This window comes from Pectobacterium wasabiae CFBP 3304 (assembly GCF_001742185.1).
Classification (GTDB): domain Bacteria; phylum Pseudomonadota; class Gammaproteobacteria; order Enterobacterales; family Enterobacteriaceae; genus Pectobacterium; species Pectobacterium wasabiae.
The window spans coordinates 2628448-2649449 of the sequence record NZ_CP015750.1 but is presented as its reverse complement, the minus strand read 5'-3'; the positions used below and the strand labels follow the sequence as shown (position 1 = coordinate 2649449).

General features: G+C 54.1%; 8 protein-coding genes and 1 pseudogene. 3 read left to right on the top strand and 6 right to left on the bottom strand.

Going from position 1 to position 21002, the window contains the following annotated elements:
- Window positions 1-85: 85 nt before the first annotated feature.
- The 3 genes from A7983_RS12000 to A7983_RS24870 all read left to right on the top strand — a co-directional run bounded on the left by A7983_RS12000 (window position 86) and on the right by A7983_RS24870 (window position 2984).
- Entirely contained in the window at window positions 86-397 is a 312-nt protein-coding gene (locus A7983_RS12000) for a DUF485 domain-containing protein (protein WP_005971729.1), read from the top strand.
- Window positions 394-2052 (top strand): cation/acetate symporter ActP, encoded by a 1659-nt coding sequence (gene actP / locus A7983_RS11995; RefSeq protein ID WP_005971726.1) that lies wholly within the window; start codon window positions 394-396, stop codon window positions 2050-2052. Before A7983_RS12000 ends, actP begins: the two co-directional genes overlap by 4 nt.
- Before the next feature lie 746 nt (window positions 2053-2798).
- Window positions 2799-2984, top strand: coding sequence for a hypothetical protein (locus A7983_RS24870; RefSeq protein WP_235778035.1), 186 nt, complete (start codon window positions 2799-2801; stop codon window positions 2982-2984).
- Window positions 2985-3186: 202 nt separating this feature from the next.
- On the opposite strand, the gene A7983_RS11985 is transcribed toward A7983_RS24870, so the two are convergent.
- The 6 genes and pseudogenes from A7983_RS11985 to A7983_RS24865 all read right to left on the bottom strand — a co-directional run bounded on the left by A7983_RS11985 (window position 3187) and on the right by A7983_RS24865 (window position 20956).
- On the bottom strand, window positions 3187-4917 hold the full coding sequence (locus tag A7983_RS11985) for a polysaccharide lyase family protein (RefSeq protein ID WP_005971721.1): 1731 nt from the start codon (window positions 4915-4917) through the stop codon (window positions 3187-3189).
- A 329-nt stretch (window positions 4918-5246) separates the two neighbouring features.
- Window positions 5247-7376 carry an HlyD family efflux transporter periplasmic adaptor subunit gene (locus A7983_RS11980; RefSeq protein WP_039477919.1) on the bottom strand — a complete coding sequence of 710 codons (2130 nt, stop codon included), beginning with the start codon at window positions 7374-7376 and terminating at the stop codon, window positions 5247-5249.
- Window positions 7377-7378: 2 nt separating this feature from the next.
- Entirely contained in the window at window positions 7379-8737 is a 1359-nt protein-coding gene (locus A7983_RS11975) for an efflux RND transporter periplasmic adaptor subunit (RefSeq protein ID WP_005971716.1), read from the bottom strand.
- Window positions 8734-9489, bottom strand: coding sequence for an efflux RND transporter periplasmic adaptor subunit (locus A7983_RS11970; protein WP_005971714.1), 756 nt, complete (start codon window positions 9487-9489; stop codon window positions 8734-8736). The genes A7983_RS11975 and A7983_RS11970 overlap by 4 nt, the downstream gene beginning before the upstream one ends.
- Window positions 9489-11291 carry a TolC family protein gene (locus A7983_RS11965; RefSeq protein WP_005971712.1) on the bottom strand — a complete coding sequence of 601 codons (1803 nt, stop codon included), beginning with the start codon at window positions 11289-11291 and terminating at the stop codon, window positions 9489-9491. The genes A7983_RS11970 and A7983_RS11965 overlap by 1 nt, the downstream gene beginning before the upstream one ends.
- Before the next feature lie 129 nt (window positions 11292-11420).
- A pseudogene (locus tag A7983_RS24865) lies at window positions 11421-20956 on the bottom strand (beta-propeller fold lactonase family protein).
- Window positions 20957-21002: the final 46 nt, after the last annotated feature.

Here is a 21002-nt window from a genome sequence, read left to right as displayed (position 1 = left end):
ACGTGGCTTGCGGGGATGTGGCTGGCGATAAATCAGGCGGTGACTCGCGGTAAGACTAAACCCTACAAATTACTGGAGACTTACGATGAATGATGCCATTTATCAACGGATTGAAAGTAACCCCTTATTCAGAGAACTGGTCAACAAGCGACAGCGTTTTGCCGCTTTTCTTTCACTGATCATGCTGGTGCTTTATGTCGGTTTTATTCTATTGATCGCTTTTGCGCCAAGCTGGTTAGGCACCCCTATCGCTCCGGGCTCCAGTATTACCCGTGGTATTCCGATCGGGGTAGGATTGATTGCGATTTCCTTCATTCTAACAGGCGTCTATGTGTATCGCGCTAACGGTGAATTTGATCGTCTGACCAAGCAGTTACTGGATGAGGTAAAGCAATGAAAATACGCTTTATGATGCTGTTCGGACTCTTAGCACTGCCAGTGCTTGCATGGGCAGCAGATGCACTCACAGGGGATGTCCAGCGCCAGCCGTTGAATATTCAGGCCATCGTGATGTTTCTGCTGTTCGTCGGCGGTACGCTGTATATTACCTACTGGGCGTCGAAGAAAACCCGCTCACGTAGCGATTATTATACGGCTGGCGGCAATATCACCGGTTTCCAGAACGGGCTGGCGATTGCGGGTGACTACATGTCAGCCGCCTCCTTCCTCGGTATTTCCGCACTGGTCTACACCTCCGGCTACGACGGCCTAATCTACTCGCTCGGCTTTTTGGTCGGTTGGCCAATTATCCTGTTTCTGATCGCAGAGAGACTACGCAACCTCGGGCGCTACACCTTTGCTGATGTCGCATCATACCGTTTGCAACAGCGTCCAATCCGTAGCCTTTCCGCCTGTGGTTCTCTGGTGGTCGTGGCATTGTACCTCATCGCACAGATGGTGGGCGCTGGGAAACTCATCGAACTGCTGTTCGGTCTCAACTACCATGTAGCTGTGGTACTGGTTGGCATTCTGATGGTGATGTACGTGATGTTTGGTGGCATGCTCGCCACCACATGGGTACAGATTATTAAAGCCGTCCTGCTGCTATTCGGCGCCACCTTCATGGCCGTCATGGTGATGAAATCCGTAGGATTTAGCTTTGATGCGCTGTTCAAACAGGCGATGGCGGTTCACCCGAAAGGCGCGGCAATCATGAGTCCTGGCGGACTGGTTTCTGACCCGATATCGGCATTGTCTCTCGGGTTGGGGCTGATGTTTGGTACGGCCGGTCTGCCGCACATTCTGATGCGTTTTTTCACCGTCAGCGATGCCAAAGAAGCCCGGAAAAGTGTGTTCTACGCCACGGGGTTTATGGGCTATTTCTACTTCCTGACCTTCATCATCGGCTTTGGAGCCATCCTGTTGGTAAGTGGCAACCCTGCGTTTAAGGATGCGACGGGCGCACTCATCGGCGGGAATAACATGGCGGCAGTGCATTTGGCTGATGCGGTCGGCGGCAACTTCTTCCTCGGCTTCATCTCCGCCGTAGCCTTTGCCACCATTCTGGCCGTCGTCGCTGGGCTGACGCTAGCGGGCGCGTCTGCGGTCTCTCACGATCTCTACTCCAACGTGATTAAGAAAGGAAAAGCGACAGAGCGCGATGAGCTGAAAGTCTCGAAAATCACCGTACTGGTGCTGGGCGTCGTGGCGATTTCGCTCGGTATCCTATTTGAGAACCAGAATATCGCCTTCATGGTTGGGCTGGCGTTCTCCATCGCCGCCAGTTGTAACTTCCCCATCATTATCATCTCGATGTACTGGTCGAAGCTGACGACACGCGGTGCCATGATTGGCGGTTGGGCAGGGCTATTAACGGCCGTCATTCTGATGGTGCTGGGGCCGACGATCTGGGTGAAAATACTCGGTCACGCCACACCGATTTATCCTTACGATTATCCAGCGCTCTTCTCCATGCTGGTCGCGTTTATCGGTATCTGGTTCTTCTCCATCACCGACCGTTCCGAAACCGGGCAGCAGGAACGCGCCCGCTTCCATGCACAGTTTGTCCGCTCACAAACCGGCGTCGGCGCGTCAAAAGGCAGTTCCCACTAATACCTACCTCATCCTCCCCTTCACTGGGGAGGATTTAACTCCCTGATATTGCTGATTACCCACCTACCAAAATTTTTATATATAAACTCCACAGCTGATGGTGGATTTTGTCTCTATCCGGCATAAAAAATTATGCAGAGGTATTCATGAACGCCGAGTGAGCGACAGGACGTCGCGAAAGCCAGTGTCGCGTCGGACAAAAACGTCAACGACGTTTTGAACAGCACTTGTGCTGGCCCGAAGGGCGAGTCCCATTTATGGGCGAGTAAACGCGTCACTGGCGGCTCGATTAGCGGTAATGAACACCGATGGTACCGCGCAGCGGCATAATTTAGCCGGAAGCCAGGGTTCGCAGGGCGGCGGCGATTGAGCGCCCTGCGTCGGGCGCGTATACGATTTAGCATATGAATAACGTCAGTGTGGCGCACGAAACAGTCTCTTAAACTGCATAAGATACGACCAAGAAATAGGTTGTGTCTGCGAAAAAACAATCTGATTAGAACTCAAATATCGAGGTTTGTCAGAGGACTGAGACCCGTTCAAAGAGAGTTAACCTCTTTCATATTCGCACACGGGATATGCTGGAATTGGCATACGATATCGGGCTATTATTTGAGCACTGGAACCTGTCTTTACCACTGCGGCACGCATTGTTACTGTACGTCGCGAAAGTGGGCAATACCTCTGACATAGACAGATTCATTGATTCAGTGGCTGAGCCCCTGTCAATACATAAGGAAGACACAATGACCATTGCACAGCAATTACATCAAAGGGGATTTGAACAAGGTATGCAGGAAGGGATGAAAGCTAGTGCGTTAAATATTGCCCGCCAGTTGCTGCAAAGCAAGATGGAGCAGGAACTGGTTCAGCACGTCACACAATTGTCCGATGAAGAGATGGCACAACTGCTTCTCAGTGAGCAGAAATGATTTTTTATCGTGGGCTATCCCTGCCCACGCCCCTTCGGGCCAACGCTTCGCGTTGTTGAAAATCGCTCCTGCTCTTTTTTATCGTGGGCTATCCCTGCCCACGCCCCTTCGGGCCAACGCTTCGCGTTGTTGAAAATCGCTCCTGCTCTTTTTTATCGTGGGCTATCCCTGCCCACGCCCCTTCACGTTATTGAAACTGAGTTTATTCCTCGCTTAACGTCACCACGTCATACATCACGCTGCCGCCTTTTAATTGCAGTGTGATGGTGTTGTTACCGTTTTTCAGGAAACCGGATGACACGGGGATACGCGCAACGTGATAGCGACCACTCTGCAGCGCACCGCGATAGATGGCTTTATCGTTGTCGTAAGTCAGCGTTTCCAGCGTAGTGCCGTTTACCATTACCGCCAACTGCGGCGTAGTCGGTTCACTCATACCGCTGTTGCTGGCTGCCGCCAGAGCGATGTTCAGGAAATAGGTTTTCTTTTCAGGTTGTAGAGCAAAACGGATATCCCATTTTCCCGGTTTGGTTTGTGCGTAGTACCAGTCACGCTGATAGTCGCTACGGCCAATATCAAACGTCAAATCAGCCGGAACCTCATGCTGCCAGCGGGTGTTGCGCGCCTCGTTACCAAAGCGGAATTCGCTCGCCTGACGATTTGCCTGTCCAATAGCCCAGACAATCGGTTCAGCTTTCGGCAGCGTTATCATCGGCAGCATTTTCTTATCACCAGAAACGGACAGCGTTTGCTCTGCCAATACTCCCGGCTGCGTACCGCCGTTGGCGTACACGGCCAGATGGTAATTACCCGGACGGACATGAGAAATGGCAAAACTTCCCTGCGAGTCTGTCGTTGCCTGATACGAATAGCCACGGGTTTGCACATCAAACGGCTCATCCAATGATGATGAAAGCACGACGGTGACGGGCTGCTGGCTAGCAACGCGTCCGCTAACCTGCGTGCGTTCAAACGCATAGCGGGGATCGTTCACCCATTGATACGGCCAACTGACCGTTTCCGTCAGCGCCTGACGCTGTGCATCCGCCAGCATCTGTTCGGTATCGCCCTGGTTAATGTACAGCAGCCACGGCCCGTAGAATTTTTTCCAGCCCGGCGGGGCTTTCATATCCGGCGTGCCAAAGTGCGACCCCGTCATATAGTTCAGAATGATCGCATCCTGATGCACCAGTAAATCCTGCTTGAGCGCATCGCCGGAGAAATACTCCCGATTGCCGTGAATCAACCATGCACCCACACCGTTACCGAAGACGCCCCAGAAAGGGGCGGCACGCATGTAGCCAGCAAAATCATATTTAGAATAGATACTGCCATCCGGCAGTCGCCAGGTTTCATCCTGCACCTTTGGCGAGGCCTCAAGCTGACGATAGAGCAGCGGTTTGCCCTGACGAACGCCACTGTAGAGATGGTCTAATCGCGCAGGATCGAAGCGGTAAACGTTACGTAGTTCACTGACGTTAACATTCTGATTCCCGCTATTTTCGGCCACCACATAGCTATAAAGACCGCTAACGCCGCGCCGCATAATCAGGTGGTATTCGAGTTTTAGCAGCCCGCCGCGATCGTCGATATAGGCGACATGCGCCATCTCACGATCGTTACGTAGCACCTCTACGCGCTCAGGGGTAAAATCTTTGACGCCTTTAACACTGCCATTATTGACATAGTAATCGAGGTAAGCGCTACGGGTTTTGCTCGGATCGCGCACCGCACCGGACAGGTTGGTGACAATATTTTTGTCCCCCGTCACCATACTCACCGCGCTGCCATCCTCCCCGAATGTGACTTTCAGCAAGCCATTATCCAGCACGGTATTCAAGCCCGAAACGGATAACGACACGGCATTATCCTGTGCACTATAGCCATAGGGTGCCAGCATGGCGCCCACCAACAGCAAGACAGATCGCTTCACAGTCAGCCCTCTTGTGTTCCATTGGTTAGACAAGAATTGTCATCTCAGTGTTTCAGGCTATTACCGCTTCAATATCGAGATACACGGGGCTACCACGGTGTGAGGTGTCCCTGCGGGAACCTCATCACCGTGTTTCCCCTAATATCCAACATGAGATATAGCCTGAGATACCTAAAAAATTTCTGCCATTTTAAATAGATAGGATAGAAACATCAGGAACAACATAATCGAGGCGTTAAGCGCCCTCCTTCACGCCACTGCCAGAAAAAATAACAAGCTGGCACTAGCGGGAAGAAAGTCAGGATCGACATCGCAGAAATTAAAATTGATCAGAATGATAGTTCGCGGATCAGTACGGCGGATACCACTTTCCAGCCGCGAATCAACAGGCTTTGCGCCTCACCGTCCATCACCACCGTGCCACGCAGTACCTGCGGTTGAGCACGATAATCGTCAGGCAGACTAAGCAGCACGCGATACACCGCCTGCTCAGGATGCAGCTTGCGCTGTGAATCGCTCAGCGTGGCAATATCACCGCCATAAACCGAGGCCAGTTCCGGTGCCGCATTCAGGTCGCGGGTTGCCGTACTGGCGATTTCCACAATCGTGAGCGGCAGCGACGAACGACTGACATCCTGTAAATAAAACGTGCCTTTTGCGCCAGTGCTGAGCCGCTGCCAGTCTTTCTCCGACACAAAAGCTTCCACCAGTCCACCGGTTGGTTTGGTCACCACCGCCAGCCACTCACCCTGCCCCAGCCATTCGCCCGCTTCCAGCGGTGTCGCCATATCTGCCACTACGCCGTCTATCGGCGCACGCACCGTCAACTGCTCAGATTGGCGCTGCAACACCTGCAACTTTTGCAGCGCGGCTTCGTGCTCCTGCTTCACCCGTTGGTGATCGCCAGCCGCTTCCTTATTGAATACCTGAAAAGTGCTTTGCCAGTTCAATGTGGCAATCTGGCGTTCCAACTGCTGCCGTTCATGCGCCAATGCGTCAGACGACAGCGTAAACAGCGTTTGTCCGGCATGCACAGGCTGACCGACCTGCACGTCAATGCGCTGGATCATCGCGGGCACGGGCATATACAGGCTGCTTTGCTGTTCCGCCCGCAGCAGCGCTGGCGCGTATACGCTGCGCTGCCAGGGAATCATCAGCAAGAGCAGAACCACGGCGCTCACAGCCAGCGTTGTCGTCATATTACGGTTCATACGATAATCCTTACGGCGTTTACTCCATTCGCGCACTTCATTCACCACGGGCATCACCACGAAGTAGCCGATTTCAATCGCGAAAAGCAGCATTCCTAATAACTTGAACGCCATGTGGTAAACCAGAATCGCGATACCAGTAAACAGAAAGAAACGGTATACCCACACCGCAAAGGCATAACCCACCAATGTGCGTTGTAGCCAACGGGGAAAATGCTCCGGCGGCGCATCGCCTAAGCCAAACAGCCATTCCCGCATCTTCCAACGGCCAACAGCAAAACCTCGGTTTTGCAGATTCGGCATCTGTAACCCATCAGAAAGCAGGAAATAGCCGTCGAAGCGCATCAGCGGGCTGAGGTTAATCGCCAACGTCATGATCCAGGTGGTGGTTGCCAGCATAAATGCAGCGCTACGCAGCATACCATCCGGCAAGAAGCTCCATGCCAACGTTGCCCATGCCGCCAGCGCCAGTTCGGTCATCATACCCGCTGCACCAATCGCCATCCGCTGCCGACGACGGGTGAGCTTCCATGAGCCGGACGTATCGGTGTACAGCACTGGCATCATCACCAGAAACGCGACGCCCATAGTAGCGACCCGCGCACCAAAGCGCTTGCAGGTGTAGGCGTGGCCGAACTCATGCAAAATTTTGGTCACGCACAGCGTCAGCCCCGCTAGCGCCGCGCCTTCCAGCGTGAAGAAGTGCAAAAACGTATGCTTGAACGTTTCCCACTGGCGTCCGGCGAGGAATAGCCCCAGCGCGGCCACCAGCAGCGTCAGTTTGAGAAAAGTACGGCTGAAAAAGGGTTCAATCCACGGCAGTGTCGCCCCCAGAAAACGATCCGGGTGCCATAAGGGAATACGGAAGAACAGATAATTCTTTAGTAGCTTACGCCAAATCGAGACACGTGATTGCTCCATCTGACGAGCAAACTGCGCCAGCGCGTCATCGCCGGAAACGCGCGTCAGGCTGTTGGCCTGTAAGAAACGGTTGAAATACTGCACATCGCTGTCATCGAGCGTCAGCGCAGAAGTCTGGTTAACCTCGGCGACGATCTGCGCAGCGTTCCCCATTGACCAGCGCGATAGCATCGCCATTTCTGCCCAGCCGATACGAAAATAGAGACCGCGCAGCGGATCTTCCAATGTCCAACTGGGCGATCCATCACGGTTAGCCGGTCCCGCGTGCAAAATTAGTTCATCGCGCAGCGGGCTAAGCCCAGCAGCAGGCATCGCGCCTCCGGCCATCGTTACACACCCAGCCAAACGCGCAGGGATGCCAGCGGTTTACGCAATAGATAAACGAACAGCACCGTGCGTTTTCCGTACAGCTTAGCCGTGCCCTTCAGCCCCACTCGAAGCTGTGGATCATCCTGCGTAAAACGTGCCCGTAGCCGATAGGCCATTACATTATCCGGCGTCGGCGCGGCGCGATAGCCGATCTGTTCAAGCCGCGCCTCTTGTGCCGAATTCGGTGCCACATTGAGGAACAGGCGTACATCCGCACCATTTTCCAGCGCAATGGCATCCGCCGCAGGCAATTGGATCTCTAGCTCCACATCGTGTGGATCGGCGATCATCATGATACGTTCGCCTACCGCGACCGAGCGGCCAATCCAGTCACTGGCATCATCAAGGATCGCCACGCCGTCACGCGGGGAAATGAGTTGCATACGTTCCTGCTGACGTTGCAGAAAATCCATGTCGCTCTGCGCCTGCTCGCGGCGACTTTGCAGCACGGCCAAACTGGCCTTGCTGTTGGCATCAAACAATGCCTGTTGCTGTGCCTGGCGGTACTGAGCATCGGCTGTCGCAAAAGCCTGCCGAGCCGATTCCAGCCGATTTTCCAGTTCGCGCACGTCCAGCCGCACCAGCGGTTGGTTAGCGCTAACGGTTTGATTAGGGCGAACCAGAATGTCATCCACCACGCCCGCGACAGGAGCGCGCACCATCACCGGACGATGGGCGACGATCTCCGCCGGAGCCAGCACCGACTGGCGAACCGGGATCAATAAGATCAGCACCAGCGCGACCACGGCAGCCACGATCAAACGGCGTTTTTTCGGACTGGTTTTAACCTGACGACGGCGCACTTTACACAGGCTTAACCATGCATGTGCGTAGGCATCTGCCAGCTTTTCCAGCAGGACGATCTCCGCTGGTAGCCACGCGCTGTCCCGTGCTAATACCAATACCAGCGGTGTCTCACCCTGCGCCACCCGCAGCGGTAACCAGAGTAAAAATTCGGGCAAATGCTCCTGCCACAGTTGGCGATCGTCCGTGGGCAAATCCCGAAAACTGAGCGCCTGTGTTTGACGTCCTTCTTCCTGCCACTGGCGGCACAGGCGGCTAAATTCGGTGCAAAACGGCGCGTTGTGATCGAGCGAGGCCAGCCCGGACGCGGCCTGCAAACGCCGTTTATCGCTATCCCACAGCAGCGCCTGACGATATTTCACCAGATTGTGCGTTTCATTGACGATGAAAAACGCCAGTTCATCCAGCGTTTCACGCGCTCTGGCACGGCTTTGCAACTGCAATAGCTCGGCCAGCAGCGCCAGCCGGGTATCCTGTTCGGTTGGTACTGCTGCCGTCGTGTTCCGATCGATCATGGCGTTACGCTGCCTGCATCTGGTGGCACAATTTGCGCCACGCCGCTCATGCCCGGTAGTAATCCAGCGGTGGATTGCGTAATCCGACCAAAGACCTTCACCGATTGGCTAACTGGGTCGATAGCCGACGAGAGGCGGCTGATTTCAGCCGGATAGCTCAGGCCGGTTTCATCCAGCGTGACCTGAAAAGCACTGCCCTGCTTTAACCACACCAGCCAGCGCGACGGCACGATCATTTCCAACTCGAACGCGCTGTCATCATAGATCGCCAGCAGCTCTTTGCCTTCCGGCACCGATTCCCAGCGCTTGACCTTGGTTTCCGTTACGCGACCAGAGAACGGCGCTTTAATGGCACAGCGTTGCAGCATCGCGCGATTGACGCCGCTTTCCGCTTGCGCCATCGACACCGACGATCGTGCCTGATCGACATCCGACAGGCTGATCGAATTGAGCTTATCCAACCGATCGGCAATCGCCAGTTTCTTACGCGCGGCATTCTCTGCCGCGTTTGAGTAGTTCAGTTTTTCACGCAGCACGGTGCAGTCAAACGTGAGCAGCGTATCGCCCTGTTTGAAGTGTTCGCCTTCTTTTACTGCAATATCCGTCACTTTTCCGGCAATTTCGCTGGATAACACAGTATAGCGCTGCGCGCTAAGCTGCACGCGAATGTCTCCCTGCGTCGCCGCCTGCCCCCATAGGGGCAGACTTAACGCACTCACCAGTAGCAGCGGACGCATCATGCCGACAGCCATTAACGCGAGCCTCCCGCCTGTAAGGATTGCAGGTTATCCCACATATCGGTATTCACCACGCGGTAAGGTTTCCCGGCGTTAGCGGCAGGCGTAACAGCAGCAGGCACGAGAGGTTTCGTCACTGGCGCAGCGGTTGACGATACTGGCGCGGTAGAAATAGCCTTGGTGGACGCCGTCGTGGTGGCAGGCACCGCCGGTGTTGGCAGAGACAGACGCGGCACCGCAACACCGCCTTTTTCAAGATTCCCCGTGGTGCGGGCTATCGAGTTGCTTAACGCCGCCAGACTGACATCGTTCACGTTATCTGGCAGCACGTCCAGACCTGCGGCCTGATACACTGCGCCCAATGCGTTCTGCACATCGGCAAAGCTGCGATCGCGTGCGCGCGTGGTCAGAATGGTTTCCGTGCTAACGCGCACCTGTTCCATCTGTGTTTCGGCACGATGTTGTACGCTGAGCGTGGTCTGGTTGAGGATACCGCGCTGAATCCGCGCCAGTTCCTGATAACGACTGAACATCTGCGTACTCTGCTGATATTCCTGCCAGGCGACATTCACCTGCGTCAACACCGCCATACGCAGCGCCTGACGACGAACTTCCGCCAAGTCTTCATTCGCCTGCCCGGCACGTTTCACCGATGACCATGACAACACGTTCAGCAGATTACCGCTGACCTGAACACCCGCGCTCGCCCACTGGCTATTGACCAGATAGCTGTTGCTGTCGCCGTTGATACCGGCAAACAACGATACGCCCGGTAGCAGACGCAGCAGCGATTTACGGGTTTCCAATACGCTATTGCGAGCCAGATAGCTCTCTTCGCGCACTTCCGGACGTTTCACCATCGAGAAGTTTTCCAGATCGTCGAGCGAGTAGGCCATCTTTGGCGCAATCAAACTACTTTCATTGGGCACGACGACATCATATTTGCTGGACGGCGGCAGGTTCATCAACGCCGCCAGACGAGATTTCGCTACGACCAGATCGCTATCGACGATTTCCAACTGACGCACCATCTCTAGCATATTTTTCTGGAAACGCAGCGCCTCAACCGGTGCCAGCAAACGCTGCTGTTCGGTCTGACGCGCATATTCCAGCGCCTGACGCGCCTGCGTCAGCGCGGTAGTCACTTCCGGCTGCAAGCGTTGTGCCGTTGCCGCTTCCCAATAGGCCGTCCGCACCTGACGGGTAATATCCGCCACCACACGACGACGGCGTTCTTCCGCTGCCAGCGATTTGTTCGCCTGCATTTTGGCGTTGAAATAGCTGATGCCGAAATCCAGCACATTCCAGCTCATCGTCAGATCGGCGGTGCGCATGGTCTGATCCTGACTGGTGGAGGATTCCAGCGATTGCCGACCTGTTGTGACCGACTGGCTGCTAGAACCTGCCACATTATCGCGAGTTTGCAGCCCGGCGCGGGCGGTCAGTTTAGGTAACAACATGTCCAGATTCTGCACGCCTAACAGGTCATCTTCCATCGCCTGTTCCATCAGGGCGACCCGCTGTTGCAGGTTATATTTCAGCGCACGGGCAATCGCTTCATCCAGCGTAATCGTGCCGCGCACCGGTTCCTGATTGGCAAACATCTGCGTTCTGTCACTCAATGCCTGTGCAGCCTGCTGCTCGACCGTGACGGGCTCTGGTTTAACGGCACAGCCGGCCAACCCCAGACAGGCGAGGGTCACCGCGATCCGTAATACCCGAGAACCTGCGGTGCGTGGTGTAGCCTCGTGTTGAACATTTTGTTGCTGACTGTCGTGTTGCTGGCTATCCCAGAAATGCGCTATGTGCTGATTCACCCGGGTTCTCCCCATCTTCTATTTGTCTGTTCCCTTCATCTTGCAGGCGGTGGATTGATTACCGCCTGCAAGCGCCTGGGTTAGTGGTTAAGTAAATAAAATTTCGTCTCAAATGCAGCCTGCAATGCGCTACGCACGCAGGCTGCTCAATTCACAGAGCGCTGCCAGCAACGCATCCTGTTCCGGCTGATGCTGACGCAGTTGCTCGGTAAAGGCGGTTTTCCCCGCTGGCGCTAACGGCTCCACATCCTCATTTTCAGCGGCGTGTGAAGGTAGTTGCATCGCACCACTGTCCGTCGCCATCGCTGCACCATCGCCCAGTCCAGTTTGCAACGTGATCGGCACCGTCCGGCTGGTGCCGTCTGCGGCTTGGGCTTTCAGCACCAGTTGGATCTGATTTACCTGCACTGTGCTGGCATCGGTAATGCGCACCACGCCACTGCGGGCATCAAACTGTACCCACGCAGGTAGCGAACGCCCGTTCGCCAATTGCAGCGTCAGCATGGCATTACCTTCACGCACGCTGAACATGCGCTGCGGCAAGCTAAAAGTGAGCGCACCGGAGGCATCGGGTTGTAATGCGCCCTGCACGCTACTGAACGCCGATTCCAATGCGGTTGCCTGACCGCGTACACTCAGGAACAAGTTGGAATCCGCCGAGGAGACTGTCGCGCCGTCGCGCGCGGCAGTGTTAGCACGAGAAGAGAAGTTGACCTGCTCCAGCGTCGGCATCAGTTGTGACATCACAGGATCGAGCACCCAAGGCGCATCCGACTGGCGTACCGTATCAGCATCGCGCTGGCGCACCGCATCGATGATGGTGTTAGTCGGTGACTGTGGTGTTTCTGAGCGAGACAGATCGGCGACAATCGCCCCCAGCGGCTGCTCGCGTTCTCTTTCATTCGCATCAGCGGGCAGGCTCACGCCCTGATGTACCAGAATCACGGGTGCTGCGGTGTTATCAGGATTGGCAGGTTCCGTCGGCGTTCCAGGGTCAACCGGCGTTGAGGCTGCATTGATCGTCAACGCAACATTCAGCGCCGTCGCGTTGCCCGCGCTGTCTCTGGCGGTAATCGTCAGGTTGAACGTTCCCGCCGTTGATGGAGTACCGCTAAGAGTACGAGTTGCGCTATCGAAGCTCACACCGTTAGGCAATCGCGTATCGTCAACGGTAAACGTCAGTGCGTCATTTTCAGGATCGGTAAACAGCGAATCCGGTAAGGTATAACTCCAACGGGTGCCAACCTGTGCGACAGGCGGGGTAAAGGCATCACTATTCCCCACAGGCGCTTGATTCACACGATCGGAAATCGTTACCGTCGCCTCGTAAGGTGTGGAGTCCTGCTCTCCATCATTCAGCACCACGCGGAGTGCCACAGAACTCTCATTAACCACTACCGTGCTACGCCAACCCATCTGGCGCACAAGAGCAGTCGCTTCATCACGGGAAAGGCTGGCGGTAAACGTCACAGAAGCCCGGCCATCAGCCTGACTCAACGTTGCCACCGGTTGCCCATCTTTACTGATAACGTTACCCAAGACGGTAAAACCGTTGCCAGCAATCATCTCAAAACGATCGTTTGATGAAGGAGATTCACTACGCTGAAACACAACCGATGCGCCGCGGTAATCCCCTGCACCGCCGTTTGCGGCATCTAATTCCGCATCGCTGAGTGTCAATGTCGGCACTGCCGCTACCGCAGATCCGCCATTGGTATAGAAAGCACTTAGCGGAGTCTGGCGCATAACCACCAGCGCATCGGCAAGAATAATGAGCTCACCTCGTGGTGATACCGCAATTTTCTGGGCATCCGCCAGATTATTCTGGGCATCAATACGTTCCAACGTGTCCGCCGAATAATAAGCCAGGGAACCATCGGATAAGGCGACATACAGCGTTTTATCATCCGCTGACAGTGAAATGTCTTCCACCGTCGCGGTGCCATTGATGGTGCCCAAATGCGTTAACGTCCCGGCAGCGTTGAGGCGGAAAGCATCTATCTTCAACGGGTGGTTGCTGACCATCATTTCCCCTGTCCATCCGTTAAAGGAACTGGTACGGCTATTCGCGATAAAGATCGTTTGCCCATCAGCACTGACAGATAAATGTTGCACATAGTCCAGATTAACGACCTTACCAGTGCTATCCGTTTCCCCTGAATGGAGATACGCCAGCGGGGTCAGTTGACCTGTTTCACTATTACGTTGATAAACAATGAGTGATGAACCGTTGCTGGGGTCAGTGACCACATACACTTTATCCCCCTGCGTGATGACTTCCGTCGGTGCCCAGAGATAAGGCGGTGTTGACATATCATTATCGAGCGCTTGGAGACGGGTAAGTGTACCGGTAGCGGTATCTCGCCCATAAACGATAACCGTCTCCCGATTCATCAGATAAAGGTTTTTACCATCATCCGACAGCGTAATCTGCGCCGCATCCCAGATCTGTTTAAGAGAGCTTTGCTCTGTCAGATTGCCTTCACTATCGAGAGTGAAAGTAACAATAACGCCTTCGCTGCCATTTCTTTGCAGGGCGTATAAATTTGTACCATCAGACGTCATTTGAAGTTGAATGACGCCGCTGGCAATAGCGGTGGTGCGCACGTGCGTCAAGGTGCCATCAACATTACGGCTAAACAGCGCAACATGACCTTGCTGGTCAGCAATATATACACGGCTACCGTCAGCAGACACTGCGCTGTTCGTTGAACCTGTTAGCCCAAATGCCGACAATTCCAGCGTCTGGAGCCGATCTAAATCACCGAATGACAGAACAGGATCGGTATTGACGGCTGGAACATCATTAATCTGTGTGATGTCTATGGTTAAAGCCGTAACCTGAGACACCAGATAGCGATCCGCCAGCGTCACTGTCACTGCCACCTGTGCGGCAGGCGTATGGCTGTCGCTAGCATAGGTAATCTGACGCAGCGCGTTCTGCACGTCTTCTGTGGTCGGAATTGTGCCCGCATCCGCGTTGAAGCGGATCGTCAGCACGCCATCCTGGTTAGTCACCTGACCAATGGTCACGCCGTCTTTCTGGAGCGAATCCCCCGATAACGTCAGGCCATTACCCGCATCGAAGCCAAGCTTATCGAGTGCAGTTTTGCCGTCGCCCAACGTCACCTTCAGCGTCGCACCGTCATAGTTACCTTTACCGCCGTTGAGTTTATCCATCTGCCCATCGGACACCGTTGCATCAGGCACCAACGCAATAGGATCGGCACGTTCGGTATACGTCGGCGTCGTAACCGGAACCGTGATGACCGGTGCGGTATTAGCTTCTAGGGCAGGCACCAGCGTCAGCGTAATCGCCTGCTCCAATGTGGTTTCTGGGGCGCTACCGCTATAGTTATTTTCCATAACCATCAGGGTAACGTGGCGTTCCCCGCTGGTATCATTCCCAAAATAGTTGTAACTGATGCTGTCAATCAGTGCGGCTGTCTCAGTGCCCCCCCGCGCAGCATAGAGTATTACCGTCGCTTTACCTTCGCTGTCTACGGACACGCTATACTGCATATCGTTGGCTGTTCGCGGAGCTCCGGTAGAAGGAACAAGTACAATCGTATTGCCTTCCACGTTAATGGCTTCATTCGGCCCAGACTTATCAAACGTCAGCACCACCTGCCAGATGGTTTGCCCACTCTCGATAGTGTCGACGTGAGTATCTTTAAACAGTTTGACGAACTCGCCGTTGCTCGGAATTTGTGGGTTCAGTACCGTGGTTGTCAATACAGCCGGATCGTTTACGCCAATAAGAGTGACGGCCACGTCTATCGTTGCGACATTGTTGTCGCCATCATTAATGCTAAACGTGAATGTCGGCGTCGATCCTGCTTGTTCAGGATCTTTGCTGCTGTTGAGATAGGTGATCTGACGCAGCACATTCTGCGCATCGGCTTTCGTTGTCGCACCAATGAATTTAATGGTCAAGACGCCATTAACCTGCGTAAAGGTGGCTATCGCGGTGCCATTTTTGACGATGTTGTCACCATCCAGCGTTAGGCCGTTATCTGCCTTAAAGTCAAAGGTGTCTTCCTGTAACCCACCCGTTTGTCGGCCCACTGTGATACTCGCGCCACGATAGTCGCCCTTTCCTTCATTTAACACATCGAGCTGTGGATCGGACAAACGACCAGAGGGCAGCAGCACCGTTGCATCATTACCTTCGGTATAGGTGGCACCAGCCGTACCAATATCCAACACATGGATCTTATCGCCGCCAATCAGGTACAACTGCTTGCCATCAGCGCTCAGCTCCACGTTTTGCAGATCCGAAAAGAAAAGATCGATCGGGCTATCCCAACTGCCGCTAATCGTGTCCTTCAACGTTAGGCTGCCATCTTCGGCACGGGAGAAGACGGTGATGTTCTTACCGATCACAAACAGCGCCGTTCCATCGGCAGAAACCACCAAACCGGTTGCCAACCCTTCACCGGTATCGCCCCCATCATCGGTGATTGACGTTGTATCCGTAAGCGAGAGCGCACCATTGGCCCCCACCGTTATCGTATTAAGCGTGTACTGAACGCCATCGGCATTAATCGCATACAGCGTCTTGCCATCGGACGATAGCGCAAGCTCGTTGATGTAATACTCGCTCGCACCGCTAATCTGGCCGACCTGCGATAAAGCGCCTTGCGCGTCAATGCTGAAGGCAGTGACACCAACAGTACCGCCGGAGCCGGATACGAACAGGTAACGCTCCGCCGGATCAAGCACAAGACGGCTCGCACCGATCAAATTATCGACCTGAGAAACCGATGTCAGTTTGCCGTCCGTTCCGCGCTTAAACACCAGCACGCTGCGCTCGTCATTCTCGCCATTGGGCTGTGCCGCCGTTATAAAGAGATAATCGCCCTGCGAAACAATATGGGAACGCACATCCAACGAACGTCCCCCAGAGCAGCCGAATCAAGGACACCTGCTTGCGTTAGTTGACCGTCGCTGCCAACGCTGAAAATGGTCACCGTATTGTCTTCACTGCCTACCACATACAGATAACGCCCATCGGCGGCCAGAATCACATCTGACGCGCCGGCCAATCCGGCATTATCCACAATCTTATCGTTTTGCTCCGTCTCATTGTTGTAAACGGAGTGGTAATTAAAGAAGGTCTGCGATAGGGTGAATTTGCCTTCCTCGTTACGGACAAACACGCTCAGCACCGCAGAACCACTCTCTGGTGAACTCACGACATAGAGGGTTTTGCCATCCGCAGACAGTTGGCTGTCTTTGACCCCACCCAACACATCAACTGAACTATCGGGATCGTAGCCATCAAGGGCGTAATCATTTTTAAGAGAACTGGATTCACCGCCAATCGTCGGCACTTGTGTAGGATCGCCATCCACCGTCAGCGTGACATGACGCTCCGCGCTGCCACCGTTGGTATCGGCAGCTTTTACTGTCAGCTCATATTGCCCTGCCTGACCGTTTTCCAGCATACCGCTGATGGTGTGACTGGCGGCATCAAAACGCAGCCCTTCCGGCAATCCCTCAACCGATAACACGAAGGGATCATTCTCTTTGTCACTAAACAACGCATCGGGTAGCTTCACCTCATAATGTGTGCCCACCTGCGCATTTCCTAACGTCAGTTCTGTATCCGTTGCTTCCGGTGCGTTGTTAAGGATCAGCCCCATGCTTAACGTGGCAGATTTATTGCCATCACCGATTTCAATGACCATATCGATGCGTGTCGGTACAGTCTCAGCACTATTACGGTACGTCACCTGCTGCAAAATTTGATTGGCAACAGTCTTAGAGATAGATGCTGTTACGCTAACAGTGATCGTTCCTTCTGCGATCTTCACGTCAGCAATTTTGTTGCCATTCAGCAGGAGAGAACCGTCTTTCAGCGTCAAATCTTGGCCTTCCGCCAGCCCAAATACATCGTCGGCAGAGACCCCGCCAGAACGCGCAATCGTGAAGGTAATCCCTTGATAATTACTCCGGCCATCCATGTCGACATCAGAAAACGCAATCCCCTGAGCAAAAGGTGTGCTGGCAGATACCGCGCTATAAGGGGCATAAGCCAATGCACTGGATACCATCACCCCCGTATTAAAGAAACGCGCGCCGGTATACAACGATTTGCCATCTTCCGATAACGTCAACGTCGTGACAGGACGCCCTGCCGCCAGCATCCCAGTTTGCGTGAGCTTACCATCCGAACCAATCGCGTAAACGGTCACGGCACCGTTATTGCTGCCGACATACAGTACCTTACCGTCTGCAGAAGCAGTCACGCCCCAGGGATTGCTAAACGTCAGGGCCTCAACCCGGCTGACAGCGTTCGTCGAGCTATCGTAATGCAGCACAGTGAGTCGGTTACCCACGTTGCTGGTGACCACGTAGATATACCCTTCATCCGTCACGGTAAAAGCGGAATTAGCATGATTAAGTTCATTACTGGTAGCTAACGTTCCGGCGCTTTTCTGGTTCCCCTCACTGTCGGTATAGGTCAGCGTAACCCCGTCACTACCACGCGCCAGTTGGCCAGCATAGCTCACCGCACCATTTGCCGCCGTCGTGTAAATCGTTATCTTGCCGCTGTTACCCAATACATAAACGGTGCCGTTGGCATCAACAGACAAGCCAATAGGTGTTGTGCCATCAACCTGAGTAAACGTCGCGGAATTGCTCAGTACGCCGCTATCACCAATGGTGTAGTGGTACAACGTGCCCGCCGTGAGCGCATATAAGCCTTTTCCATCATCCGAACGGGCCATCTTCAGCACATTGCCTGCCAGCCCGTCAACGCGCGCAGTCAGGCTTAACATGCCCGTGTTGGCATCTTTGCTGAACACCAGAACTTCCGAATTAGCGCTCAGATAAACGGTGGAACCATCACTGGAAAAAACGGCAGAACGTCCGATAAGCCCACTGATCTCCGTCCCATTGCTCGCATCACCATCATCCGTTCCCGGAACGAGGCGCTGTAATAACGTTAATTTCCCCGTATCGGGGTCGCGCTGGTAGAGGCTGGCCCGCGCATCGCCACCATAATTGGCGGCTGTTGTGCCAATCACCAGTAGAGTGCGACCATCATCGGACAGCACAATACTGCTGACATGACTGTCATAACCGGTAAGCAATCCGTCGGAGTAATACAAATTAGGATCGACCGGGATATCGGTCTGGATGGTCGGTGCGTTGTTAATGGCTAACGTCAGTGTCGCGACAACATTGAGGGTAGCGGTATCCTCGCCTTGTCCTGCTGCGCCGCCGTCATCACGTACACTGACAAGCGTCACGGTACGGGTACCCGCCGTCGCCTGTGTCGTCTCGTTGGTGTAGGCAACATCGTTGATTAATGCCTGAGCCGCTGCCATCGTCATGCCAGTTGCATGATGAATCTCCAGCGTCCCACTGCCATCATTAAATGCATAGGTGTAGGTATAGCCGCTTGCCGTTGTGCCCTCGCCAGACTTAGTGAGGTCAATGCGCGTACCATCAATCACCAAAAATTCGTTAGCAGCCTGCTCTAACCCACCAACCTTTAGCGTGATATCGAGTATTTTTTGTCCTGCTTCACCCGCTGTAATCTGCGTATTGGTGAATACATTGACCACTGTTGCCGTCGTGTCGTAGTTTGAGAGCGGCGCAGCTTCCACTGCCAGTATCGGTGCGGTATTGGTTGTCACCAGCACAGCCAGCGTCACGGGCAGGCTATCGACTTTACCATCATTCGCCCGCAGAGACAGCGCCACCACGGAACCATCCGCCACTGTATCGGTATTCAGGTAAGTGACCTGATGTAAAACCGCATTTGCCTCCGTCCGGCTTGTTCCAGACAGAAACGCGATCGTCAGAATACCCCCGCTCTGGCTGAACGTGGCAACCGCGCGATCGCCCTGAAAGATTTGCCCGTTTTTAAATTGCAAATCGTTCGCCGCACTGAAATTAAACACATCCTTGTCAGACGCACCACCGTCGCGGGAAACGATCAGTTGCATACCGCCATAGTTTCCATTCCCCGCATTCAGAGCATCGAAATTGGCATCCGACAAGGTTATCCCGGAGGCGATCGCCGCATCCGAGCCACGGATTTGCGTCAATAACGTTGAATAACGGCTGACACCCTCACCCGCAACGAGTAAAGAGCGACCATCCTGCGATAACGCGATATCTCCGCCAGTGGTACTCCCTTCCGCCTGGCCCACCAATGTCAAAGCACCCGTTGATGAAACAGCGTAAACAGAAACCATGCCGTCTGTTGCCGCAGCATATAACCGCGTTCCCTCAGCATTGAGTACCAAACTGCCTACAGGAGGGGTGCTGAAGGTATTAACCAGCGTCAGCTCATTATCAACCCCAACGCGGTAGAGCGTGATATCGTTGGTTTTTGGATTCGCGATATAAATAGATTTCCCATCGGCCGATACCGCCATCGCGTAATCAACGGGATCTTGTCCCTTTATTACAAGTGAAATACTCCCCAGCAGAGTCAATTTACCGGCGCTATCACGCTGGTAGACTTGCAACTCATGGTTGTCGTTGACTATCGCCCCGCTGTGCGCAATGTAGACATACTCGCCCGCTGTCGCGATCACACCATTACGGTGACGGAGCGAATCGGTACGGGTTAACTCGCCCGTTTCAGTATTGCGCTGATAGACAAACACTTCACGACCATAGCTGCTACTGGCATCTACATAAATCTGCGAGCCGTCATCAGCTATCGCTAACCCACCGTTCGATCCGGCTCCGACAGAAATCGTCGCAGTATGGCTGGGCGTGCCGTTCTGTAGGCTAAATTGCATCAGGTTGCCATTGCTCGATATGGTATAGAGCGACTTACCATCTGCGCTAACCACCATATGATTAACATGCCCTAGGTTTTCAACTGTCAGGCTCTGTTTTTGCGTCAAATGACCAGATTCGCCTACGGTAAAGATGGTCAGCGTGTTATCCGAACCAGCAACGTAAGCTTGTTTACCATCGGAGGAATAGGCAACGTCCGTCCCAGTCGTTAATGACTCGGCTTCCAATAAGGTTTCGCCAGACACCACGGGTGCCACGTTAATTTTGCTATCGATAGTGATGGTCGAGTGGATATTGAGTTCGGCAGTGTCAGCGCTCGTGCCGCCCTCATCGCTCAGGCTTTTCAGCGTCACAACCACATCGCCGCCTGCCACGGTGTTATTGAGTGGCTTATAGGCAATACCGTCGATCAGCGCTTCTGTATCCGCAAGCCGATCGGTAAAACCGTCGATATTAACGGTAATCGTCGTCGTATCACCGCTCACTGCCACACGATACGCGAACCCATCATCATCCGCCCGTGTTGTGCCACTTCCCGCTTCCAGCGCAATGCTTTTCCCATCAATCATCAATGCCTGATTCGCGCCCGTGCGGTTAACGGTAATCACCAAATCTTTCAGTTCCTGCCCGCTTTTATCCGCTGACACGCTAACGCCGCTGAACAGATCGACTGGTACAAAGCTGTCGCTAGAATCGGTAATGGTGACCGTCGCCTTAACCGGCGTGGCATCAACGCCGGGTGCCGTATCCGTTGGCGCAACGGCGACGTGCGCAATCACATCCGCCGCAGTGACCACAGCAGCAGCATCAAACATCATGCGCGGTTCCAATACCCACGCCTGGCGCGGAGCGCGCGTTAAGGCTGAACCAGATTTTGAGCGGGAAAAAGTCATCGTGTCATGTCCTGTAATGAAAGGGGCAAATCGCGTTATTCCTGGC